Origin of the sequence: Mycolicibacter hiberniae (assembly GCF_010729485.1) — a bacterium.
Lineage (GTDB): Bacteria > Actinomycetota > Actinomycetes > Mycobacteriales > Mycobacteriaceae > Mycobacterium > Mycobacterium hiberniae.
The window spans coordinates 40637-62410 of record NZ_AP022609.1 but is presented as its reverse complement, the minus strand read 5'-3'; the positions used below and the strand labels follow the sequence as shown (position 1 = coordinate 62410).

General features: G+C 68.6%; 21 protein-coding genes and 1 tRNA gene. 8 read left to right on the top strand and 14 right to left on the bottom strand.

What is annotated here, in order from left to right:
• Positions 1–2 precede the first annotated feature (2 nt).
• From G6N14_RS00315 to G6N14_RS00285, 7 genes are read right to left on the bottom strand one after another with little or no spacing between them, the layout of a single operon-like run.
• On the bottom strand, positions 3–1043 hold the full coding sequence (locus tag G6N14_RS00315; protein WP_085136646.1) for an MCE family protein: 1041 nt from the start codon (positions 1041–1043) through the stop codon (positions 3–5).
• Complete coding sequence (locus G6N14_RS00310; protein WP_085136645.1) at positions 1040–2395, bottom strand: MlaD family protein; 1356 nt, start codon at positions 2393–2395, stop codon at positions 1040–1042. Before G6N14_RS00310 ends, G6N14_RS00315 begins: the two co-directional genes overlap by 4 nt.
• Before the next feature lie 2 nt (positions 2396–2397).
• A complete protein-coding gene (locus G6N14_RS00305; protein ID WP_165756895.1) occupies positions 2398–3252 on the bottom strand; it encodes an ABC transporter permease in 855 nt (284 codons plus the stop codon).
• Positions 3252–4094, bottom strand: a complete 843-nt coding sequence (locus G6N14_RS00300; RefSeq protein WP_085128139.1) for an MlaE family ABC transporter permease — start codon at positions 4092–4094, stop codon at positions 3252–3254. The genes G6N14_RS00305 and G6N14_RS00300 overlap by 1 nt, the downstream gene beginning before the upstream one ends.
• 31 nt (positions 4095–4125) lie before the next feature.
• Complete coding sequence (locus G6N14_RS00295) at positions 4126–4413, bottom strand: hypothetical protein (protein WP_085136643.1); 288 nt, start codon at positions 4411–4413, stop codon at positions 4126–4128.
• On the bottom strand, positions 4413–5570 hold the full coding sequence (locus G6N14_RS00290; RefSeq protein WP_085136767.1) for an amidohydrolase family protein: 1158 nt from the start codon (positions 5568–5570) through the stop codon (positions 4413–4415). The genes G6N14_RS00295 and G6N14_RS00290 overlap by 1 nt, the downstream gene beginning before the upstream one ends.
• A gap of 22 nt (positions 5571–5592) precedes the next feature.
• Complete coding sequence (locus tag G6N14_RS00285; RefSeq protein ID WP_085136642.1) at positions 5593–6768, bottom strand: acyl-CoA dehydrogenase family protein; 1176 nt, start codon at positions 6766–6768, stop codon at positions 5593–5595.
• Between the two features lie 111 nt (positions 6769–6879).
• On the opposite strand from G6N14_RS00285, the gene G6N14_RS00280 reads away from it, so the two are divergent.
• Positions 6880–8022 carry an acyl-CoA dehydrogenase family protein gene (locus G6N14_RS00280; protein WP_085136641.1) on the top strand — a complete coding sequence of 381 codons (1143 nt, stop codon included), beginning with the start codon at positions 6880–6882 and terminating at the stop codon, positions 8020–8022.
• Between the two features lie 43 nt (positions 8023–8065).
• Here the strand turns inward: G6N14_RS00280 and G6N14_RS00275 are convergent, their stop codons facing one another.
• Positions 8066–9031, bottom strand: coding sequence for an amidohydrolase family protein (locus G6N14_RS00275; protein ID WP_085136640.1), 966 nt, complete (start codon positions 9029–9031; stop codon positions 8066–8068).
• A 109-nt stretch (positions 9032–9140) separates the two neighbouring features.
• Positions 9141–9226, bottom strand: a tRNA-Tyr gene (locus G6N14_RS00270).
• 80 nt (positions 9227–9306) lie between these two features.
• Between G6N14_RS00270 and G6N14_RS00265 the strand changes: the two genes are divergently transcribed.
• From G6N14_RS00265 to G6N14_RS00250, 4 genes are all read left to right on the top strand, one after another.
• Entirely contained in the window at positions 9307–9798 is a 492-nt protein-coding gene (locus G6N14_RS00265) for a YajQ family cyclic di-GMP-binding protein (RefSeq protein ID WP_085136639.1), read from the top strand.
• Between the two features lie 45 nt (positions 9799–9843).
• Positions 9844–11319, top strand: coding sequence for a flavin-containing monooxygenase (locus tag G6N14_RS00260; protein ID WP_085136638.1), 1476 nt, complete (start codon positions 9844–9846; stop codon positions 11317–11319).
• Between the two features lie 99 nt (positions 11320–11418).
• On the top strand, positions 11419–12441 hold the full coding sequence (locus G6N14_RS00255) for an NAD(P)H-dependent glycerol-3-phosphate dehydrogenase (protein WP_085136637.1): 1023 nt from the start codon (positions 11419–11421) through the stop codon (positions 12439–12441).
• A 162-nt stretch (positions 12442–12603) separates the two neighbouring features.
• Complete coding sequence (locus G6N14_RS00250) at positions 12604–14181, top strand: SulP family inorganic anion transporter (RefSeq protein ID WP_085136636.1); 1578 nt, start codon at positions 12604–12606, stop codon at positions 14179–14181.
• A 31-nt stretch (positions 14182–14212) separates the two neighbouring features.
• Here the strand turns inward: G6N14_RS00250 and htpX are convergent, their stop codons facing one another.
• Both htpX and grcC1 read right to left on the bottom strand, forming a co-directional pair.
• Positions 14213–15061: a zinc metalloprotease HtpX gene (htpX, locus tag G6N14_RS00245; RefSeq protein ID WP_085136635.1), complete on the bottom strand. Its 849-nt coding sequence runs from the start codon at positions 15059–15061 to the stop codon at positions 14213–14215.
• A gap of 73 nt (positions 15062–15134) precedes the next feature.
• Positions 15135–16151 carry a nonaprenyl/(2E,6E)-farnesyl/geranylgeranyl diphosphat synthase gene (gene grcC1, locus G6N14_RS00240; RefSeq protein WP_165756894.1) on the bottom strand — a complete coding sequence of 339 codons (1017 nt, stop codon included), beginning with the start codon at positions 16149–16151 and terminating at the stop codon, positions 15135–15137.
• 21 nt (positions 16152–16172) lie between these two features.
• Between grcC1 and menJ the strand changes: the two genes are divergently transcribed.
• Positions 16173–17402 (top strand): menaquinone reductase MenJ, encoded by a 1230-nt coding sequence (gene menJ / locus G6N14_RS00235; protein WP_085136634.1) that lies wholly within the window; start codon positions 16173–16175, stop codon positions 17400–17402.
• A 71-nt stretch (positions 17403–17473) separates the two neighbouring features.
• Positions 17474–18157: a class I SAM-dependent methyltransferase gene (locus tag G6N14_RS00230; RefSeq protein WP_085136633.1), complete on the top strand. Its 684-nt coding sequence runs from the start codon at positions 17474–17476 to the stop codon at positions 18155–18157.
• A gap of 21 nt (positions 18158–18178) precedes the next feature.
• Here the strand turns inward: G6N14_RS00230 and G6N14_RS00225 are convergent, their stop codons facing one another.
• Positions 18179–18871, bottom strand: a complete 693-nt coding sequence (locus G6N14_RS00225; RefSeq protein ID WP_085136632.1) for a demethylmenaquinone methyltransferase — start codon at positions 18869–18871, stop codon at positions 18179–18181.
• Between the two features lie 37 nt (positions 18872–18908).
• Here G6N14_RS00225 and G6N14_RS00220 point away from each other — a divergent pair, with 37 nt between their 5' ends.
• The gene (locus tag G6N14_RS00220) at positions 18909–19553 is read left to right on the top strand and encodes a DsbA family protein (protein WP_085136631.1); all 645 of its coding nucleotides are present in this window, start codon (positions 18909–18911) and stop codon (positions 19551–19553) included.
• Here the strand turns inward: G6N14_RS00220 and G6N14_RS00215 are convergent.
• Both G6N14_RS00215 and menD read right to left on the bottom strand, forming a co-directional pair.
• Positions 19550–20068 (bottom strand): DUF3592 domain-containing protein, encoded by a 519-nt coding sequence (locus G6N14_RS00215; protein WP_085136765.1) that lies wholly within the window; start codon positions 20066–20068, stop codon positions 19550–19552. The two genes, G6N14_RS00220 and G6N14_RS00215, sit on opposite strands and share 4 nt — an antisense overlap.
• A 47-nt stretch (positions 20069–20115) precedes the next feature.
• Positions 20116–21768: a 2-succinyl-5-enolpyruvyl-6-hydroxy-3-cyclohexene-1-carboxylic-acid synthase gene (gene menD / locus G6N14_RS00210; RefSeq protein ID WP_085136630.1), complete on the bottom strand. Its 1653-nt coding sequence runs from the start codon at positions 21766–21768 to the stop codon at positions 20116–20118.
• Positions 21769–21774 lie beyond the last annotated feature (6 nt).

The window sequence follows — 21774 nt, the reverse complement described above, 5'->3', positions numbered from 1 at the left end:
CCTCACCTGCATTTCGCACTGAATTGTTTTGCCCCGCTTGGTGTCCCGTTGCGCAGAATGGCGTCGATCAGGGCGTCGATGCGGGGGAACTCGCTGACCGTGATGTTGCAGGCGTAGATGTCGAGATAAGACCCCTCTTGGCTCATCCGGGCCAGACCCTTGAGCATCAGCGGAATGTTGAAGCCCATGTAGGCGAATCCCTGTTTGTTGTCCATGAAGTGCTTGGCGAACCCGGGCTCGCGTTGCACGAACTCGCGCAGGTCGGGCTGGATATCGCCGATCACGTTGGCCAGACGTTGCCCCACCACCGACACCTGGTCGAGGGAGGTGACGAATTCCGCACGCCGGGCGGCAAACCCGTGGAACATGTCCTTGGCCGAGGAGATGCTGGACTCGACGTCCCCACCGCGCCGGGCCACCGACTCGAGAACCGATCTCAGGTTGGTCAACACCGGGTCCAGGAGTTCATCGGTGCCGGAGTAGGCCTGGGCCAGTTGGGTGGTGTCGGCGATGAGTTGGGTGATCGCGCCGGTATCCCCTTGCATCGAGGCGATGACCGCGGAGGTGAGGTTGTCCACCTCCTCGGGGTTGAGCAGGGCGAACAACGGCTCGAATCCGTTGAGCAGGTGCGAGATGTCGAATGACGGTTGGGTGCGCTCGACCGGGATCACCGTGCCTGGCCGCAGCACCCCGGGGTTGTCGAACGTGCCCAGCGACAGACCCACGTAGCGCTGGCCGACCAGGTTCTGGTAGTCGATCGAGGCCCTGGTGTCGCCCGAGAGCGGCTGCGCCTTCTCGATGCGGAAGTCGACCCGGGCCAGCTCACCCTGCAGGGTCACGCCCTCGACCCGGCCGACCCGGACTCCGGCCATGCGGACGTCGTCACCGGCTTTCAGGCCGGAGACATCGGTGAACAGCGCGGCATACGGCGTCGTCGGGCCGGCGACCTGGCGTTGCAGCGTGACGAAAACGGTCCAGGTGAGCGCGAAGCAGACGGCCAGAAACGTGCACAGCCCCAGCAGCCGGCGGTGGTGGCCACTCATGAGCCACCTGCCTGGGTGGGGCCCGCAGGCGTGGCTTCGGCCGGCGCGCCGGGGGGCGCTGCCGGTTCGGGGATCATCTGCACGGTGGTTCCGCGCAGCACCGGACCTAAGAGCAGCTCCGAGGCCGGGTTGGTGTCCGGGCCGAGGATCTCGGTCAGTTTCGCCAGTTCCTCGGGACCGCCCACCAAACCCGGGCCGCCGCCGGTCAGCTCCGGCGCGAGCGGATAGTTGCGGGGATCGATGGCTTGCGGAAGCAATGGCGGATCGGCGGACAGCGGCGCGGTCTGGCAACTGGGGCCCTCGAGGCTGCCGTAGCGCGGGCAGTCCCCGCGGGTGTACATCCGGTTGGGGGTGATGACCAGCAGGAACTTGCCCACCGCCGTGTGGCGATCCGAGCGCCAGACGTGGTCGAAGAACCTGTTCACCACGTTGTTCATCCGGGTGACCATGGGAGCGAACTCGCCACCGGCGTCGGCCAACACACCGAGCACCGGGGAGAGCTGGGTGGTGATGACGATCATCCGGTCGGTGTTGTTGACGAAGGCTTCCGCCATCGATCCCGTGGTGGTGTTACCGGCTGCCAGGAAGTCGGTGAGCGCCTGCCGTTTTTCGGCCAGGGTCCGCATGGGCACGACCATCTGGTGCACCGTCTCCAGCAGCTCCGGCGCAGCTGTCTGCAGGCCCGTCAACGCGTCGGTGAGCTGGCCGACGGTGGACGCCGAGCCTTGGGCCTGCATCACCTCGTTGAGCTGCCGGACGATCCGCTTGGCGCCGCCACCGGCGGCGGTGAGGGTGTCGCCGCGGCCGCCGGTGGCTTCCGCGACGGCCTGTAGCACGCCGATCGAGTCGCCGGAGTCGGGCCGGCCGATCGCGCCGAGGATTTCGCGCAGCTTGGTCAGCACGGTCTGGAATTGGACGGTGGCCAGGCTCTGATCCTGAACGATCCGGGCGCCGCTGCGCAGCCCGCTGGCCGGTCCGTTGTCCACCAGTTGGATTGAGGAGACCGCAAAAACATTGCTGGGTACCACGCGAGCAGTCACCGTCGCCGGAATTCCCGGTGCGAAGTGCGGGTCGATGATCAGTTCCGCGGCATTGGGTCGCCCGCCCAGCGCCGGTGTCACCTTCGCGACGGAGCCCACCAGCGCGCCGCGGAACTTGACGTCGGAGCCTTTGGGCAGGCCGTCGCCGACGTCGGTGAGCAGGGCGGTGACGGCGACGTGCTCGGAGACGGCGCCCTGCGACTTGGCGATCGCCACTCCGGCGAGCAGCAGCACCCCGGTCAGCACGGCGAGCCCCCGGAGCAACAGGCGCCAGCCGGCCAGCTGCCGATGCGCCGATTCGATCTGCTGCATGCCTATCCCCCCAGCCTTGCTCCCGATCCGATCCCCCAAAGACCCACAGTGAGAAGCAGGTTCGCGATGATCATCACCGAGATGCTGGCCCGCATCGCCCGGCCGGCCGCCACCCCGACTCCTTGCGGACCGCCGGCTGCGAAGTAGCCGTAATAGCACTGGATGGTCGATGTGATGAGGACGAAGACCACGGCTTTGATCACCGAGTACACGACATCGGTGCCGGTCAGCACCAAGCCGAAGTAATGCTCGAAGGAGCCGCCGGACAGGCCCCCCGCGAACGTCACGATGGTCTTCACGGTCGCGTAGTTGACCACCAGGCACAAGATGTACAGCGGGATGATCGCCAGCGTGGAGGCCACCAGCCGGGTGGTCACCAGGTACGGGATCGGCCGGATGGCCAGTGATTCCATCGCATCGATCTCTTCAGAGATGCGCATCGAACCGAGCTGAGCGGTGAAGCGGCAACCGGCCTGCGCCGCGAAGGCCAGGGCGGCCATGATCGGCGCCAGCTCTCGGGTCGACACCGTGGAGGACAACAGGCCCGCCGCCGGTTCCATCCCGAGCAGGTGCAGGGCCTGGTACCCCTCGATGCCGACGATGGCGCCCGCGGTGGCCCCCAGCACGATGATCACTCCCGCGGTGCCGCCGCCCACCACAATCGACCCGTTGCCCCAGCTGACGTCGGACAGGATGATCAGGAAGGCCTTGCGGTATCGCGTCAGCATCACCGGCACTCCCGCGACGGCGTGCGCGAAGAAGGTCAGCATGTGACCGAGCCGCATGACGGTGTTCGCCACCGCGGTCGTGGCGCCGAGCAGTGGCCGAACTCCGGGAGGCAGATAGGGGGCGGCCATCACAGGGCCGCCTTCGGGAACATCAGGACGTACATCTGGGTGAACAGCACATTGGTGACCATCAGCAGCAGAATTGAGGCCACCACGGTGGCGTTGACCGAATTGGCCACCCCCGCGGGACCACCCTTGGTGGTCAATCCCTTGTCACAGGCCACGATGGCGACGATCGCACCGAAGACCACCGACTTGATCAGGGTCACGACGAGGTCCCCGACGGTCGCAAAGGACGCGAACGTCGACACGAAGCTCCCGGGGGCTCCGCCTTGGGCGAAGGTGTTGAACAGGTAGCCGGCCAGAAAACCGATGAAGCTCACCAGACCGGTCAACGCCAGGCCGACGGTGATCGCCGCGGCCAAGCGCGGCACGACGAGGCGCCGGATCGCCGAGATACCCAGCACTTCAAGCGCGTCGACCTCTTCGCGAATGGTGCGCGAGCCCAGGTCGGCGCAGATGGCCGAGCCGACCGCCGACGCCATCAGCAGCGCAGCGACCAGTGGGGCGCCCTGCCGGATGACTGCCAGCCCGCTGGCCGCGCCGGCCAGCGACGTCGCACCGACCTGGCCGGCGAGCAGCGCGAACTGGATCTGCAGCGTCACCCCGATGGGGATGGCCACGCACATGGTGGGCAGCATCGCGGTCGAAGCCATGAACGTCGCCTGCTCGACGAACTCACGGAAGGCGAACCGGCGCTCGATGATGTCGATGAACAGGTATTGCATTGCCCGCACGCCCAGAGCGGCCTGGCTGCCCACGGTTTTCAGCGATGCGATGGGATGGCGCTCGACGTAGCCGTGCGTCCACTCCCGGACCTCCCCCAGCGGGGAGGGGAGCTCCGCTGTCATCGGCGGTTCCCTCCCCGGTTTTCCCGATTGGTCAACGCCATGGCGGACGATCGTCTGACGAGGCGGTCAGTGAGCCGTATCGGCGGACGAACGCGCTGTTGGTTCGCTGCTCCTCGCTGTAGCGCTGGGCGCCGGCTTTCAGGCGCTCGATGCGTTGTTCGATTCCCCGCATCGCGGCCTGGTCGGGATTGGGTTGGCGGCGTAGCCTTTCCAGCTCTGCGGTCTCGGCGGCCAGCACCTCGGTGAGCCGCGCCGCGACCTCACCGAAGGTCAGCAGGTCATAGTCGTCGGTCTCCGGACGCCCCCCGCTGGAGTCCATCATCGGTCACCGAGGTGCAACAGCTCGCGGGCGTTGAGTTCCACGATCCGGTGTACGTCGCTGTCGCTCACCTCGCGTAGTGTCTCGGCGATTCTCTTGCGACTGTTGGGCCAGTTGGAGTCCGAGTGCGGATAGTCCACCTCGATGAGGATGTTCTCGATCCCGATCGCATCCCGGGACGCGACCCCGTGTTCGTCGTCGATGAAGCAGCCCCAGAAGTGCCGGCGGAACAGATCCGACGGACGGTCCGTGCGGCTGATCTTCTGATACCACCGGTGCCGCTCCCAGGTGTAGTCCATCCGCTCCAGCAGGTAAGGGATCCAGCCGATTCCGCCCTCGGACAACATGAACTTCAGATTCGGGTGCCGCTGCAGCATGCCGGAGAAGACGAGATCGGCGGTGCTCCACATGAGGTTGGTGGAGAAGGTGGCGATGGCCACCGCGAACGGCGCCGTGTCCTCGGGCGACGGGTTGCGGGCGGGGAATCCCGGCACGTAACCGCCGGAGCCGAAGTGCAGGCAGACCGGCATGTCGGCGGCTTCGAGCGCGTCCCAGACCGGCTCCCAGTGGGTGGGATGGTGGAAGGACGGCAGGTCCAGCGGCACCGGGCTGTCCGGGAAGGACACCGCCCGGGTACCGATCTGCGCCAGCCGCTCCACCTCCGCGGCGGCCAACTGCGGGTCCCAGGTGGGCAGGATCCCCAACGGGATCAACCGGCCCGGAGCCGACGCGCACCACTCCTCGACCTGGAAGTCGTTCCACGCCCGCACACACGACAGCGCCAAGTCCTTGTCCTTGGCGCGCTGGAACACTCCCCCGCCGAAGCCCGGGAACGACGGGAAGCACAGCGCCCCGTGGATACCGTCGATGTCCATGTCCTTGAGGCGCTCGTCCGGGTCGTAGCAGCCGGGGATCATCTGGCCGTAGCGCACCGGCTCCATGCCGTACTCCGCGGGCGGCTTGCCGGCCACGGCGTTGAGGCCGATCTGCGGATACAACTGTCCCTCGTAGCGCCACACATGGTGGCCCTCGGCGGTCTCGATGATCTGCGGGCCCTCGGCACGCTCGGATTCCGAGAGCCGGTCCTGCCACACCAAGGGGTGTTCGATGACGTGGTCGTCGACCGAGATGACTTTCATCCAGTCCTGCAACGGCATGGTGTCTCCTTTGCTCGATCGGTCAGCGAGGCAGGCCGAGCGCACGCTCGGCGATCAGATTGCGCAGCACCTCGTTGGTGCCGCCGGCAATCGTGAAGGCACGGCCGTACATGAAGGCGTCCTGCCACCAGCCCTCGTCGTAGACCTGCGCATCGCCTTCGATCCGCACGCCGTCGTGGCCCTGCAACTGCATGCCGTATTCGTGCAAGGCGAGGTTGATCTCGCTGAACAGGATCTTCGAGATCGGGGCATCGGCAGCATCGCCGGTGCCGTGCAGCGATCGGCTGTCGCCCAGCGCTGAAACCAGCGCGTTGACATGCACGTCGGCGACGAAGCCGCCGAGCGCCTGCCGGACGTCGTCGTGATCGATGGCCCGCCGTCCGCCCCGCGGGACCGCGCCGGCCAGGGCCGCCAGCCTGTCCAGCGCCCCGAAGAGCGACGCTCCGGCCCCGGCGCTGGAGCGCTCGTGCGCCAGACTGGTCGTGGTGACCGCCCAGCCCGCGTTGACCGCACCGATGACCTGCCCGGCGGGGATCCGCACCGCGTCGAGGAACACCTCGTTGAAGTCGGCGGTGCCGGTGATCTCGCGCAGTGGGCGCACCGACACACCGGGGGTGTCCATGGCGAGCGCGAACGCGGTGATACCGGCGTGCTTGGGGGCATCCGGATCGGTCCTGGCCAACAGGTAACCGAAGTCCGCGTGCTGCCCGTTGGTGGTCCACACCTTCTGGCCGTCGACGACGAAGTCGTCGCCGTCGCGGGTGGCTCGCGTGCGCAGCCCGGCCAGGTCACTGCCGGCGTCGGGTTCGCTGAACAACTGGCACCAAATGTGTTCCCCGGTACGGATTCGCGGGAGGAAGTAGTCCTTCTGCTCATCGGTTCCCGAGGCGATGACCGCCGCTGCGGCAAGCAGGCCGCCGCCGACCGGGCCGGCCGCGCCGACCCTGATCAGCTCGTCGGTGACCACCGACTCGTGCAGCGGATGGGCGTCCGGCAGCCCGCCGTAGGAGACCGGCCAGTGCACCCCGAGCAACTGCTCTTCGAACAGCAGTCCGGTCCATTTCCGCAGCGCCGGTATCTCGTGGGCCTCCGGCGCGCGCACCCCGGTGTGCTTGTTGCGCGGTGGCGCGTACCGGGCCGCAAGATCTCGTACCCGCGCTCGCAACGCGTCCAGTTCGGTGTCTTGCCCGAGATGCAACGTTGCCTCCGGTTCGTCGCGCCAGGATTAAGCTTAATCAGTATCCTGTATCTTCGGTAACGGATTTTCAATCCCCAACCTGTTTGCGCATCTCGCGTTAAGGAGCGGCCCGTGGACTTCGAGCTCACCGACGAGCAGCGCGGCATCGTCGACTCGACTCGTTCCCTGTTGGCGACCAAGTTCCCGGTGGAGACGGCCCGGAACCTCATCGACACCGCGCACGGGTTCGATCCCGAATTGTGGCGGCGCGGCACCGAACTCGGCTGGCCCGCCCTCGGCGTGGCCGAAGACGACGGCGGGCTCGGCCAGCAGACCGTCGAGCTGGCGCTGGTCGCCGCAGAACTGGGCCGGGGCCTCGGCTGCGTCCCGTTCCTGCCGGTGGTGGTGGCGGCCGACGCGCTGGGCCGGTCCGACCATGCGCACCGCTCGGCACTGTTGCCGGCGATCTGCGCGGGAACCGTGATCGCCACCTGGGCCTTCGCCGAGTTCGGCCGGCCCTGGTCGGCGGCCGGCATCACGACGCGCGCGCAACGACGCCCCGACGGCTTCACCCTCACCGGATCGAAGGTCAGCGTCCAGGACGCCGACAGCGCGCAGGTGCTGATCGTCGACGCGGCCCTCGACACCGGGCCGGCCCGGTTCGTGGTTCCCGCCGACGCCCCCGGAATCCGGATCGAGCGCCAGCAGACTCTCGACGTCACGCGCAGCTACTGCGACGTGCGCTTTGACCAGGTGCGGCTGGACGCCTCGTCGCTGATCGCCGACGGCGATCAGGCCCAGTGTGCGATCACCCGGTCGCTGCTGTTGGCCACGGCCCTGACTTGCGCCGAGATGGTCGGGATCGGTGAACGACTGCTCGCCATGACCACCGAATACGTCAAGGATCGCGTCCAGTTCGGCCGCCCCGTCGGCAGCTTCCAGGCGGTCAAGCACAAATGCGCCAACATGCGGATCTGGTCCCAGGCGAGCACCGCCGCGACCTACTACGCGGCGATGGCCCTCGACGCCGCACATCCGCAGGCCGACCGGGCGGTCAGCATCGCCAAGGCCTATGTCTCCGACGCGGTGAACCGGATCGCCGGTGAGGCACTGCAGTTGCACGGCGGCATCGGGTTCACCTGGGAACACGACCTGCATCTGTACCTGCGCCGGGCCCGGGTCGACGCCATGCTCTCCGGCGACGCCACGCACCACCGGGAGTTACTGTGCCAGTCGATCGAGGCCGGCCTGACCACCGCGACGGCGTCGGCCTGAACCACCCCGGACCGCCCGTGCCCCAAGGCGATCAGGGCCCGCGTCAATCGGCGATGTGCAGCAGGCTCTCGGCGTTGAGGTGGCTGATCAGGGCGCGGTCGGCCTCGGAGATCGGCGCACCGGCCAGGAAGGCGGTGGCGACGTCGATGTCCTCGTACGGGTAATCGGTGGCGAACAGGACATGCTCGGGCCCCAGCGCGGCGAGCGCACACAACAGCGGCGGGTTGTCGCACACCCCGCTGGTGGTCACGTAGAGATTGCGGCGCAGGTAGTGCGAGGGATGCCCGAGCGCGAGCTGCACACCGTGGTGTCGGTGCCAGTCCCACCGTGAGTCCAGCCGCCACAGCGAATAGGGCAGGCTCTCGCCCATGTGCCCGAGCAGCAGTTTGGCTCCGGGGAAGTCGTCGAACACCCCACCGAAGATGATCCGCAGCGCGTGGGTGGCGGTATCGGTGCCCCAACTCCACATCGGTCCGATCAGCTCCGGGTGGCCGGCGATGACGTGCGGGGTGTCGAAACCGTTCGCCGGGTGCAGGTACAGCGGGACGTCCAGCGCTTCGGCGCGCTCCCACACCACCCGCAGGGGCGGTGCGTCCAGGTACACCCCGCCGGTGTGCGCGTTGACCAGGGCACCGCACAGCCCGAGCTGCTCGACCGCACGCTGCAGCTCCTTGGCCGCGGCCTCCGGGTCCTGCAACGGCAATGCGGCGAATCCCCGAAACCGGCCCGGGTTGGCGGCCACCAGTCCCGCCAGGAAGTCGTTGACCTCGGCGGCGCGGGCCACCGCCAGTTGCGGATCGGGTTCGGCCTGAATTCCCGGCGCGGTCAACGACAGGACCGCGATGTCCACACCGGCGCGGTCCATGTCCGCCAGGCGCTGTTCGGCCAGATCGGTCAGCCGCGGGGCGGTCTCCCGCCAGATCTGGGGCTGGGCCAGCTCGCGGGTCGCATCGCTGTAGTGGGCGAGTTCGCCGGTCAGAAAGTGCTCTTCCAATGCGATGGTGCGCATCGCCGCCCCGCTTCCGCCCCGAGTTTCCCCTGGCGACCACGCTACTCGCCGCGGCCTGCGGGTCCCGCACAACCAAATCAGGCCCCCGGAAAAACCGGGGGCCTGACCTTGGTGGCAGGTGCAGGATTCGAACCTGCGTAGGCTTGCGCCGACGGATTTACAGTCCGCTCCCATTGGCCGCTCGGGCAACCTGCCTCATCGCGCCTAGCAGACTACAACGAGGATGTACCCACAACACAAACGGCCCGCACAACTCGAGGAGAGGACAAGGTCTCGTGGCGGATTCATCGTTCGACATCGTCAGCAAGGTCGACCGGCAGGAGGTCGACAACGCCTTGAACCAGGCCGCCAAGGAATTGGCCACCCGGTTCGACTTCCGCGGCACCGACACCACCATCTCGTGGAAGGGTGAGGAGACCATCGAGCTGGTCAGCTCCACCGAGGAGCGGGTCAAGGCCGCGGTCGACGTTTTCAAGGAGAAACTGATCCGCCGCGACATCTCGATGAAGGCGTTCGACGCCGGCGAGCCCCAGCCTTCGGGCAAGACCTACAAAGTCAGCGGCAGCCTCAAGCAGGGCATCGACGCCGAGCACGCCAAGAAGATCAACAAGTTGATCCGCGACGAGGGTCCCAAGGGCGTCAAGTCCCAGGTGCAGGGTGACGAAATCCGGGTGTCGTCGAAGAAGCGCGACGACCTGCAGGCCGTCATCGCGTTGCTCAAGGGAGCCGACCTGGATGTCGCCCTGCAATTTGTGAACTACCGGTAGCGCAATCTCGGACCCAGCAGCCCGCCCGGTGCCTAGGCTGGGACCGTGACTACTGAAGAGGTCGCGGACGTCGTCATCATCGGAGCGGGCATCTCGGGGATCGGCGCGGCCTACCGCATCGCCGAGGGCAACCCCGGCGTGAACTACGTGATCCTGGAACGACGGGAGCGCATCGGCGGGACCTGGGACCTGTTCCGCTACCCCGGTGTGCGCTCCGACAGCAGCATTTTCACGCTGAGCCTGCCGTACGAACCCTGGCAGGGGCGCGAACGCGTCGCCGACGGCGACGAGATCCGCGACTACCTGACCGATACCGCGCATAAGTACGGCATCGACCGCCACATCCGGTTCAACAATCACGTCCTGGCGGCCGACTGGGATTCGGCGACCGACACCTGGACGATCACCGCCGACGAAGCCGGGACCCAGCGGACCTACCGCAGCAGGTTCGTCTTCTTCGGCTCCGGCTACTACAACTACGACAGCGGTTACACCCCGGACTTCCCCGGCTCGGAGACGTTCTCGGGAACGGTGGTCCATCCGCAACACTGGCCCGAAGACCTCGACTACACCGGCAAGAAGGTGGTGGTGATCGGTAGCGGGGCCACCGCGATGTCGCTGGTACCGGCGTTGGCCGAAGACGCCGGGCACGTGACCCTGCTGCAGCGCACGCCCACCTACTTGATCTCGGCGACCCGCGGCAGTCGTTTCGTCGATGTGGTCGCCAAACTGTTTCCCCGCAGCTGGGCGCACGCGATCCTGCGGCTCACCATGGCGCTGTCCGAGGGCTACGTCTGGGTTCTGGCCCGCAAGACGCCGCCGATTCTCAAATGGATGCTGCGCCGCACGGCGGTGCAGAACCTGCCGCCGGATTACGACATCGACACCCACTTCAAGCCGCCCTATCAACCGTGGGACCAGCGCCTGTGCCTGATTCCCGATGCCGATCTCTACACCGAGATCAGCGCTGGGCGGGTCGAGATGGTGACCGACCGGATCGACCGCTTCGACGCCACCGGCATCGTCTTGCAGTCCGGGACGCATCTGGACGCCGACATCATCATCACCGCCACCGGTCTGCAGTTGCAGGCGCTCGGCGGCGTGCGGATCAGCCTGGACGGCACAGAGATCAAAGCCACCGATCGCTTCGTCTACAAGGCGCACATGCTCGAAGACGTACCGAACCTGTTCTGGTGCGTCGGCTACACCAACGCGTCGTGGACGCTGCGCGCCGACATCACCGCCCGAGCGACCGCCAAGCTGATGGCCTACATGGCTTCTCGCGGCTACACCCACGCCTACCCGCACCGCGGCGACACGCCGATGGGCGAGAAGCCGGCCTGGGACATCCAAGCCGGCTATGTGCTGCGGGCACCGCGTGCGCTGCCACGCTCGGGCACCAAGCGGCCCTGGAATGTGCGGCAGAACTACTTCGCCGACGCCCTGGACTTTCGCTTCGACCGCATCGCCGAGTCGATGGTGTTCGGGCGGCCCGGCGAACCGATTCCGCTGGCCGGATAGCCCGCCGTCGCCGGCGGCCCCGCCGGCTGGGGCGGGCGCGCCGAAACCACTGCCCCAAACGGCAGGTGTGGCCGTGGCGACGGCAATACGCTGTCGCTCATGCCTGTTACTCGTACCCCCAATGTCGTTGTGCTCGGCGGTGGATCTTTCGGCACCACCGTGGCTTCCATCTGCTCTCGCCGCGCGCCCACGCTGCAGTGGGTCCGATCGGAATCGACGGCCGCTGACATCAACGACAACCACCGCAACAGCCGCTACCTGGGCACCGAAGTGGAGCTCAGCAGCACACTGCGCGCCACCACCGACTTCGCCGAAGCCGCGCACTGCGCCGACGTCGTGGTGATGGCGGTCCCCTCGCACGGCTTCCGCAGCGTGCTCGAAGAGCTGGCCCCGGAGCTGCGCCCCTGGGTGCCGGTGGTGTCACTGGTCAAAGGCCTTGAGCAGGGCACCAATATGCGGATGTCGCAGATCGTCGACGAGGTGCTGCCGGGGCATCCCGCCGGCATCCTGGCCGGCCCGAACATCGCCCGCGAGGTCGCCGAGGGCTACGCCGCGGCCGCGGTGCTGGCCATGCCCGACCCGAACCTGGCCTGCGTACTGGCATCGCTGTTCCGCACCAAGCGATTCCGGGTCTACACCAGTGACGACGTGGTCGGGGTCGAGATGGCCGGCGCGTTGAAGAACGTGTACGCGATCGCGGTGGGCATGGGTTATTCGCTGGGGATCGGGGAGAACACCCGGGCGATGGTGATGTCGCGATCGGTGCGGGAGATGTCTAAGCTCGGCGAGGCGATGGGCGGGGCCCGCGACACTTTCGCCGGTCTGGCCGGAATGGGCGACCTGATCGTCACCTGCACCAGCCAGCGCAGCCGTAACCGCTATGTCGGCGAGCAGTTGGGCGCCGGTAAGACGATCGACGAGATCATCGCGTCGATGAACCAGGTGGCCGAGGGCGTCCGCGCGGCCAGCGTGATCATGAAGTTCGCCGCGCAGTACGGGCTGAGCATGCCGATCGCCCGCGAGGTCGACGGCGTGATCAACCACGGCTCGACGGTGGAGCAGGCCTATCGCGGGCTGATCGCCGAAACTCCTGGTCACGAGGTGGAGGGCACGGGATTCTGACTGGGTAACCCGGATTATGGCTGTGTGAACCCTGTACATCTGATGCCGACGCGGTAACCTTTGTTTACTTAATGGACATGTCGTATTCGATCACAGGTAATGCGCATGGAATAGCTTCACGGGGTCTCAGCAAAACCCTACGAAGAGCAGAGGTCCACCTCGATGCTGATCGCTCGCCGCGCCGGCCACGCCGCAGACCAGAGAAAGGCCTGGTCACGGTCAGTTCTGCGCGATGACCTTCCGGCATCCCTGGTGGTGTTCCTGGTGGCGCTGCCCCTGTCGCTGGGCATTGCCATCGCCTCGGGTGCGCCCGTGCTGGCCGGGCTCATCGCCGCCATCGTGGGAGGCCTCGTCGTCGGCGTGCTGGGCGGATCTCCGCTGCAGGTGAGCGGACCGGCGGCCGGACTGACGGTGGTCGTGGCCGATTTGGTGGCCCGCTTCGGCTGGAAGGTGACCTGCGCGATCACCGTCGGCGCGGGCATCCTGCAGGTGCTGCTGGGGCTGAGCCGGGTCGCGCGGGCCGCCCTGGCGATCTCGCCGGTGGTGGTGCACGCCATGCTGGCCGGGATCGGTGTGACCATCGCACTGCAGCAGCTGCACGTGATGCTCGGCGGGAAGTCGGCCAGCTCGGCCTGGGACAACGTGATCGGTCTGCCCCATGCGGTGATCGACGCCCAGGGCCCCGAGCCGATCCTGGGAATCCTGGTGATCGTCACCATGCTCGCCTGGCGATCGGTGCGGGGGCCGTTGGGCCGCATTCCGGGCCCGCTGGTCGCGATCACCGGGGCGACGCTGCTGTCTCTGATCTTCTCCCTGGACGTGCAGCGCATCACCCTCGACGGGTCGTTGCTGGACGCGATCCAGCTGCCGGAGTTGCCGCACGGCAAGTGGACCGCGGCCGTCATCGGAGTGGTGACCGTGGCGCTGATCGCCAGCGTGGAGAGCCTGCTCTCGGCAGTGTCGGTGGACCGCATGCACACCGGTCCGCGGACCGATTTCAACCGCGAACTGATCGGGCAGGGCACCGCCAACGTCACCTCGGGAATGTTGGGCGGCCTGCCGATCACCGGGGTGATCGTGCGCAGTGCCACCAACGTGACCGCCGGCGCGAAGTCGCGGGCGTCGGCCTTCCTGCACGGCGTCTGGATCCTGCTGTTCGCACTGCCGTTCGCGGGAATCGTGGACAAGATCCCCAGCGCGGCGCTGGCCGGCCTGCTGATCACCATCGGTATTCAGCTGATCAAACTGGTGCACGTCGAAACCGCTTGGCACTCCGGTGACATCGCGGTGTATCTGGTGACCATCCTGGGCGTGGTCTTCCTCAACCTGCTCGAAGGCGTGCTGATCGGCCTGGTCCTGGCGCTGGCACTGACCGGCTGGCGGGTGCTGCGGGTCAAGGTCACCGCCGAGCAGGTGGGCGACGAGTGGCACGTGTGCGTGGCGGGCGCCTGCACCTTCCTGGCGTTGCCGAAGCTGACCGGCGTGCTGGCGAACATCCCGGTCGGGGCGCGGGTTCGCCTGGAGGTCTCGACCACCTACCTCGACCATGCGGCTGAGCAGGCCCTGGCGGACTGGCAGGACCAGCATCGCGCGACGGGCGGCATGGTGTACGCCTTCGACGAGACCCCGCCGATCCTGGCCGCCGCGTGCAGCACCTGCACACCGGGCGACGGCGCGGTCCCGGGAACGGCCGGGCACACCGATCTGCACCTCCACGATGCGCCCTTGAGCCGGAACTGACCGGACTGGCCGCCTCGGCGGGTCGGTACCCCTAACCGCGGGCCATGGCCTCCAGCCGGCGAATCCGGTCGGCCATCGGAGGGTGGGTGGCAAACAGCTGACCGACCTTCTCGCCCGCCCGGAAGGGGTTGGCGATCATCAGGTGCGACTGGCTGGCCAGCTCGGGCTCGGGCGGCAGCGGCGCGGACTGCACACCGTCGGAGATCTTGCGCAACGCCGACGCCAGCGCCAGCGGGTCGCCTGAGAGCACGGCGCCGGATTCGTCAGCCTGGTACTCCCGCGACCGCGACACGGCCATCCGCACCACCGAGGCGGCCAGCGGACCGACCAGCGCCACCAGCAGCATCGCCAGCGGATTGCCGTCGCGGCGGTTGCCCATGAACATCGCCATATTGGCCAAACCGGTGATGACCGAGGCCAGCGCCCCGGCCACACACGAGATCAGGATGTCGCGGTTGTAGACGTGCGACAGCTCGTGGGCCAGCACCGCACGCAGCTCACGTTCGTTGAGCAGGCGCAGGATCCCGCTGGTACAACACACCGCGGCGTGCCGCGGGTTGCGGCCGGTGGCGAAAGCGTTGGGGGCGTTGGTGTCGCTGACGTACAACCGGGGCATCGGCTGGTGCGCCGTGGTGGCCAACTCGCGCACGATCCGATAGATCTCCGGCGCCTGGACCTCCGTCACCGGTTGGGCCCGCATCGCCCGCAGCGCCAGCTTGTCGCTGTTGAAGTAGGTGTAGGCGTTCATCGCCACGGCGAACAACACCGCCACCCACATCATCTGGGGTCCGAACGCCCTGCCCACCAGAACGATCAACGCCGACATCACGAACAGCAGAAAGAACGTCTTTGCCGTGTTGTGGTGCGGGTGCCAGGTCATCGACTTCCTCCTTGGAGAACCTCGGTCGTGCTCATTAAACGCCGCCGACCTCCCAGGAGTTCCGCAATTGTGGTCAGCCGTGCCGGTTCACGGTGTAGTCGACCAGGCCGGCCAGCGCCGCCCGCCCGACACAGTCGGGTAGCGCGGCCAGCTCCACACGCGCCTGCGCCGCGTAGTCGGCCACCGTCTCCTTGGCCTTGACCATGCCGGCCGACGCCCGCAGCAGTCCCAGCGCCTCCTGCACCGCCGCGTCGTCGGTGACCGGCCCGACCAGCAGCTCGCGCAGCCGGTCGGCGTCTGCCCCGCTCTGCTGCAACGCGAAGAGCACCGGCAACGTGTGGACGCCCTCACGGAGATCGGTGCCGGGCAGCTTGCCGGACTCGTCGGGGTCGGAGTCGATGTCGATGATGTCGTCGGAGATCTGGAACGCGGTGCCCACGATCCCGCCCAGCCGGGCCAGTCGCTCGATCTGGTCGTCGTCGGCACCGGAGAACGTCGCGCCGAAACGACCCGACGCCGAGATCAGACAGGCCGTCTTCTCGTAGACCACCTTGAGGTAGTGCTCTACCGCGTCCACGCCCTCGGCGGCCCCGCGGGTCTCGCGCATCTGTCCGGTCACCAGCTGCGCGAAGGTCTCGGCGATGATGCGCACCGCATCCGGGCCCAGCCGCGAGACCAGCCGCGAGGCCGTCGCGAACAGGTAGTCACCGGCCAGGATCGCGATGTTGTTTCCCCATCGCGCGTTGGCGCTCGGCGCCCCGCGGCGGATCTGCGCCTCGTCCATCACGTCGTCGTGGTAGAGCGTCGCCAGGTGCACCAGCTCGATCACCGCACCGGCCACCGTCACCTGCCAGGCGTCCGGCTCCGGTCCCAGCTGGGCTGACAGCACCGTGAACAGCGGACGGAAGCGCTTTCCGCCGGCCTCGAACAGGTGGGTCACGGCCTCGGTCATCAGGCCGTCTCCGCCACGCAGCTCGGTGTCCATCAGGTCTTCGATGCGGGCGACGCCGTCACGGACTCGGCCCGCAAAACCCGGGTCCCCCAGGCCGCCGAAATCCAGCCCCGCCACCACGCTCGCCGGTGTCCTCACGGGTCCAACATACTGGTCACTGTGAATTCGCAGGCTGATGTGGTGGTGGTGGGCGCCGGACCGGCCGGGTCGGCGGCAGCCGCCTGGGCAGCTCGGGCCGGCTACGACGTGCTGGTGGTCGATTCGGCCGGCTTCCCCCGGGACAAGCCGTGTGGGGACGGCCTGACCCCGCGTGCGGTCGAGCAACTGGAGTTGCTCGGCCTCGGCGAGTGGCTGGACAGCCACATCCGGCACCGGGGCCTGCGGCTGACGGGCTTCGGGGGCCATGTCGAGGTGCCCTGGCCCGGTCGAAGCTTCCCGTCGAGCAGCAGCGCGGCGCCGCGCACCGAACTCGATGAGCGCATCCGCAAGGTCGCCGAGGAGTCCGGCGCCCGGATGTTGCTGGGTGTCAAGGCCCTCGGCGTTCAACACGATTCGTCGGGTCGGGTGCGCGCGGTGGTGCTGGCCGACGGCGCCGAGGTGGCCTGCCGGACGTTGATCGTCGCCGACGGGGCACGCTCGACGTTGGGCCGGGTGCTGGGCCGCCAATGGCACCAGGAGACGGTCTACGGGGTGGCTGCCCGCGGCTATCTGGCCTCGCCGCGCAGTGACGAGCCGTGGCTGACCTCGCATCTGGAGCTGCGTTCGCCGGAAGGCGCGGTGCTGCCGGGCTACGGCTGGATCTTTCCGCTGGGCAACGGCGAGGTCAACATCGGCGTCGGCGCGCTGGCCACCGTCAAGAGGCCGGCCGATGTGGCGCTGCGACCGCTGATGTCCTACTACGCCGACCTGCGCCGCGAGGAGTGGGGTTTCCAGGGCCCGGTGCGTGCACCGGCCAGCGCGCTGCTGCCCATGGGCGGTGCGGTCTCCGGCGTCGCGGGACCCAACTGGATGTTGATCGGTGACGCCGCGGCGTGTGTGAACCCGCTCAACGGCGAGGGCATTGACTACGGCTTGGAGACCGGGCGGCTGGCCGTCGAACTGCTGGGCGATGCCGGCGCGGGCGACCTCTCCCAGGCCTGGCCGGCCCTGCTGACCGCCCACTATGCTCGCGGGTTCTCGGTGGCGCGGCGGCTGGCGCTGCTGCTGACGTTCCCCCGTTTCCTGCCCGCCAGCGGCCCGGTGGCGATGCGCTCGACGGCGCTGATGCGGGTGGCGGTGCGGGTGATGGCCAACCTGGTCACCGACGACGACGCGGATCTGGTGGCGCGGGCCTGGCGCGGCGGGGGACGACTGTCCCGGTTGGCCGACCGCCGCCGCCCGTTCTCCTAGCGGCGTGCGCGCGGGACCACCTGCATATCAACCTCGTTGACGTACGCGACGGGCGTTGCTATACCGGGGTGATGAGCGATTCCAGCGATTCCATGGACTTGCAGTTCGACGCCGCCTACCGGGGCGAGTCCGAGCAGTTCGGGGCTGGCGCCAAACCACCGTGGAGCATCGGGGAGCCCCAGCCCGAGTTGGCCCGACTGATCGCCGAGGGCAAGTTCCACGGTGACATCCTCGACGTCGGATGCGGCGAAGCCGCCATCTCGCTGTACCTGGCCGAACGGGGCCACACCACCGTGGGCCTGGACAGTTCGCCCACCGCCATCGACCTGGCCCGGCGCGAGGCGGCCCGGCGGGGACTGACCAACGCCACCTTCGAGGTCGCCGACATCAGCGCGTTCTCCGGCTACGACGGCCGGTTCGGCACCATCGTCGACAGCACGCTGTTCCACTCGATCCCGATGGAGGCCCGGGAGGGCTACCAGCGTTGCATCGCCCGGGCGGCCGCCCCCGGGGCGTCCTACTTCGTGCTGGTCTTCGACAAGGCCGCCATTCCCGAAGGCCCCCCGTTCGCGGTGACCTCCGACGAGTTGCGCGACGTCGTCTCCAAGTACTGGGTGGTCGATGAGATCAAGCCGGCCCGCCTGCACGCGGTGTTCCCCGACGACTTCCCCGGCTTCGGTGGCGTCCCTCTGCGCGACGAGCCGGGCGGGCGCAAGTCCGCTGCCGGGTGGTTGCTCTCGGCACACCTGGGCTGAACAGCGCCCGGGCGGGGCGCATCACTCCAGCGGTTTGCGGGCCGAATGCAGCGCGACGATCCCGCCGGTGAGATTGCGCCAGCCCACCTCCGACCAGCCCGCGGCGCGAATCTGCTCGGCCAGCGCGGCCTGATCCGGCCAGGCGCGGATCGATTCGGCGAGGTAGACGTAGGCCTCCGGGTTGGAGGACACGGCGCGCGCCACCGCCGGCAGCGCGCGCATCAGATACTCCTTGTAGGCGGTGGCGAACACCGGCACAGTCGGGGTGGAGAACTCGCAGACCACCAGCCGTCCGCCCGGCCGGGTCACCCGGGCCATCTCCCGCAGTCCCGCGGTGTGATCGACCACGTTGCGCAAGCCGAAGCTGATGGTCACGGCGTCGAACACGGCGTCGGCGAAGGGCAGCCTGGTGGCGTCCCCGGCGACCTTGGGCACCGCGCGACGGGCACCGGCGGCCAGCATCCCGACCGAGAAGTCGGCTGCCACACACCAGGCACCGGAGCGGGCCAACTCCACCGTCGACACCGCGGTGCCCGCGGCCAGGTCGAGCACCCGTTGGCCGGGCCGCAGCTCCAGGGCCAGCCGGGTGGCCCGCCGCCAGGAGCGGTCTCTGCCCAGCGACAGCACGGTATTGGTCAGGTCGTAACGCCGGGCGACGCCGTCGAACATCGACGCCACGGCGTGCGGATCTTTGTCCAGGCTCGCGCGGCTCACCCGACCGACGGTACCCGCCTCCGATAGGGTTCCTGGAATGCGGTCTTTGCTAGGCACATTCGCAGCGCTGGCGGTCCTGGGCGGGTCCCTGTCGGGTCCGGCGGCAGCCGAACCGGACCGGCCCGGTACGGCGCTGAGCGCCGATCACTTCGGCGTGCTGGCCGGCGCGCCCGCCGCCCCGGTACAGCTGGAGATCTTCTGCGACGCGCAGTGCTCGGAGTGCGCCAAGTTCGAAGCGGCCTTCGGTGAGGCTCTCGGCCGGCACCTGGCCGACGGCGAGGTGGCGGTGACCTACCGGTGGATGACGTTTCTGGATGCCCGTCGCCACAACGACATCTCCGCCCGAGTCGGCAACGCCCTGATGGCAGCGACCGACCCGGCCACGTCGGCCGATGCCTACCAGACGTTCGTGACGGCTCTGTACCGCAAGGGCGGCACGCCCGAGGTGGCGGAGATCGCCGCCACCGCCGGCGAAAGCGGCCTGCCCGAGCACGTGGTGCAGCGCATCGCCGCCGCGCAGCCGGCCGTGGACACCACGTCGATGAACGCCTTCAACCGCGTGCAGCTGCTGGCGGCGAACCCGGCCAGCCCCGGCACCCCGACGGTGTATGACCTGACCACCAGGACGGTGGTGGACACCGACGACACCGGCTGGCTCGACCAGCTCGTGCAACAGCGCTAGCCGCTCGGCGTTCCCCGGCCACCCGAGCGCCGCATCACCGACCGGGTCCTGGCGCACCGTCGTTCGGCCAGATTGCACCCCGCCAGCGCCGCGATCCCGACCAGCCACGCGATCACCGCGACCGAGCCGGCCGGGATGACGGCCAGCACCGCGGTGCGGTGCTGGACCCGCACCAGATCCGGGTCGGCCTTGTTGTATTCGACGTAGATCCTCATCCCGGTCGCCAACTCCGAGGGATAGAGCACACCGAGCTCCGGGCGGTAGGTGATCCGCTCCGGCGTCACGAACTCGATAGTGGAACGGCGAAAGCCCGCGTTGAGCACTTCGGCCTCGGCCACGCCCATGTCCCGCTCGATGGTGATGTCGTTGCGCCAGGCGCCGGCGACCAGCAGTAGCGACTGCAGCGTCACCAGCGTCACCATGATCAGCACGCCGATGCGCGCCCAGCGCAGCGCCCGGCCCGCCGGCGAGTTGCGGGGCAGGGCGCCGTCCCCCCAGATCAGGCCGTGCACCAACGGTTTCAGGGTTCGATAGGCCCGGGTGGACCGATAATCGGGCAGCCTCACAGCGCCGCCTTGATAGCGGCATGCAATGACCGCAGCGACGACCGGTCCGCTTTGACCTCCAGCACACGCACACCGCCGGCGGGTTCGGCCAGTGCGGCGGGCAGGGCTTCGGCCTCGACCTGGGAGAACTCGACGTGATAGGCGCGGCACAGCGCGGCGACGTCGACATCGTGCGGGGTGCCGAAGACCCGAGATGAGACATCGGCGAACCTCGGGTCGCCCTGCTCGAGCAGCTCGAAGATGCCGCCACCGTTGTCGTTGGACACCACGATCGTCAGCTGCTGCGGTGTGGGCTCGGTGGGCCCGATCAGCAACCCGGAGCTGTCGTGGACGAACGTCAGGTCCCCGATCAGCGCGAGGGTGCGCGCGTCGGGATTGCCCCGCTCGTGTGCCAGGGCGGCGCCGATCGCGGTGGACACCGTGCCGTCGATCCCGGCCACGCCGCGGTTGGACCGTACGGTGATACCGCCGCGGTCCACGGCGTTGCCCAGCCCGACCAGGGCGGCGTCGCGTACCGGGTTGGAAGCGCCGAGCACCACCTGGTCGCCGGGGCGCAGTGCGGCGGCCACGGCAGCGGCCACGTGCAGGCCGGTGGTGAGCGGGTGCGCCGCCAACTGCTCACGCACCGCGGCCTCGGCATGCCGGTTCAGCTCCGCGCAGCGGCGCAGCCAAGCCGGGTCGGGTTCCCCAAAGGTGACGGCCCGGGTACCGGTGGCCTGCGAGTTCCCCGAGACGTCCGGCCAGCGCGGGCCGGTGGTCAGGGCGTACACCGGCACCGTGGGGTCGGCCAGCAGGCTCGACACCGGGCGGTGCAGGGTGGGCCGGCCGGCCATGATGACCTGCTGCGGGCGCAGCAGGGGTAGCGCCAGCGGGTGCAGCGGATTCTCCGGCGCCGGAGCGGTGGGTTCGGCGACGGTGGGCAGCGCCGCCAGGTTCCGGTGGCGCCCCGCGCCGTGCCCGGCGATCACCACGGTGTCCGGGGTCAGGTCGATATCCACGGGCTGGTCGAAGCTGACCGGCGGGGTCAGTGTCCAGGGACGCCCGTGCGGTCGGCCCGGCGGTAGCGATCCCGTGTCGTCGGCGTCGGGCACCAACGGCTCGCGCAGCGGGATGTCGAACTGCACCGGTCCGGCGTTGGCGGTCCGAGATCCGGTGGCAGCGACCAAGACTCGGCACACCGCCGACCGCCACGTGGCATTGAGGGCGGCCATGCGCTCGGGGGCGTCCTCGGCCAGACCCAGGCTGATCGTGGCGCGCACCTGAGTACCGAAGTAGCCGAGTTGTTCCATGGTCTGGTTGGCGCCGGTGCCCAGCAACTCGTAGGGACGGTTGGCGCTCAGCACGATCAGCGGGACCCGGGCGTAGTTGGCCTCGACCACCGCCGGTCCCAGGTTGGCCACTGCCGTGCCCGAGGTCATCGCCACGCACACCGGCGCGCCCGCCCCCACCGCCAGCCCGACCGCCAGATAGCCGGCGGTGCGCTCGTCGATGCGCACGTGCAGCCGCAGCCGACCGGCCCGGTCGGCGTCGTGCAGTGCGAACGCCAGCGGCGCGTTGCGTGATCCCGGGCACAGCACCACGTCGCGGACGCCACCGCGAATCAGCTCGTCGACGACGATGCGGGCCTGTGCCGTCGAGGGGTTGGTCATTGGTAT

What these genes read in the sequence shown, in the direction of transcription:
- G6N14_RS00250 (WP_085136636.1), top strand. Translation starts at nt 12,604, where the DNA reads ATGCTGATCGCTCGCCGCGCCGGCCACGCCGCAGACCAGAGAAAGGCC.
- G6N14_RS00300 (WP_085128139.1), bottom strand. Translation starts at nt 4,094, where the DNA reads ATGACAGCGGAGCTCCCCTCCCCGCTGGGGGAGGTCCGGGAGTGGACG.
- G6N14_RS00315 (WP_085136646.1), bottom strand. Translation starts at nt 1,043, where the DNA reads ATGAGTGGCCACCACCGCCGGCTGCTGGGGCTGTGCACGTTTCTGGCC.
- G6N14_RS00290 (WP_085136767.1), bottom strand. Translation starts at nt 5,570, where the DNA reads ATGCCGTTGCAGGACTGGATGAAAGTCATCTCGGTCGACGACCACGTC.
- G6N14_RS00220 (WP_085136631.1), top strand. Translation starts at nt 18,909, where the DNA reads ATGCGGTCTTTGCTAGGCACATTCGCAGCGCTGGCGGTCCTGGGCGGG.
- G6N14_RS00295 (WP_085136643.1), bottom strand. Translation starts at nt 4,413, where the DNA reads ATGGACTCCAGCGGGGGGCGTCCGGAGACCGACGACTATGACCTGCTG.
- htpX (WP_085136635.1), bottom strand. Translation starts at nt 15,061, where the DNA reads ATGACCTGGCACCCGCACCACAACACGGCAAAGACGTTCTTTCTGCTG.
- G6N14_RS00305 (WP_165756895.1), bottom strand. Translation starts at nt 3,252, where the DNA reads ATGGCCGCCCCCTATCTGCCTCCCGGAGTTCGGCCACTGCTCGGCGCC.
- menD (WP_085136630.1), bottom strand. Translation starts at nt 21,768, where the DNA reads ATGACCAACCCCTCGACGGCACAGGCCCGCATCGTCGTCGACGAGCTG.
- G6N14_RS00255 (WP_085136637.1), top strand. Translation starts at nt 11,419, where the DNA reads ATGCCTGTTACTCGTACCCCCAATGTCGTTGTGCTCGGCGGTGGATCT.
- G6N14_RS00310 (WP_085136645.1), bottom strand. Translation starts at nt 2,395, where the DNA reads ATGCAGCAGATCGAATCGGCGCATCGGCAGCTGGCCGGCTGGCGCCTG.
- G6N14_RS00230 (WP_085136633.1), top strand. Translation starts at nt 17,474, where the DNA reads ATGAGCGATTCCAGCGATTCCATGGACTTGCAGTTCGACGCCGCCTAC.
- G6N14_RS00275 (WP_085136640.1), bottom strand. Translation starts at nt 9,031, where the DNA reads ATGCGCACCATCGCATTGGAAGAGCACTTTCTGACCGGCGAACTCGCC.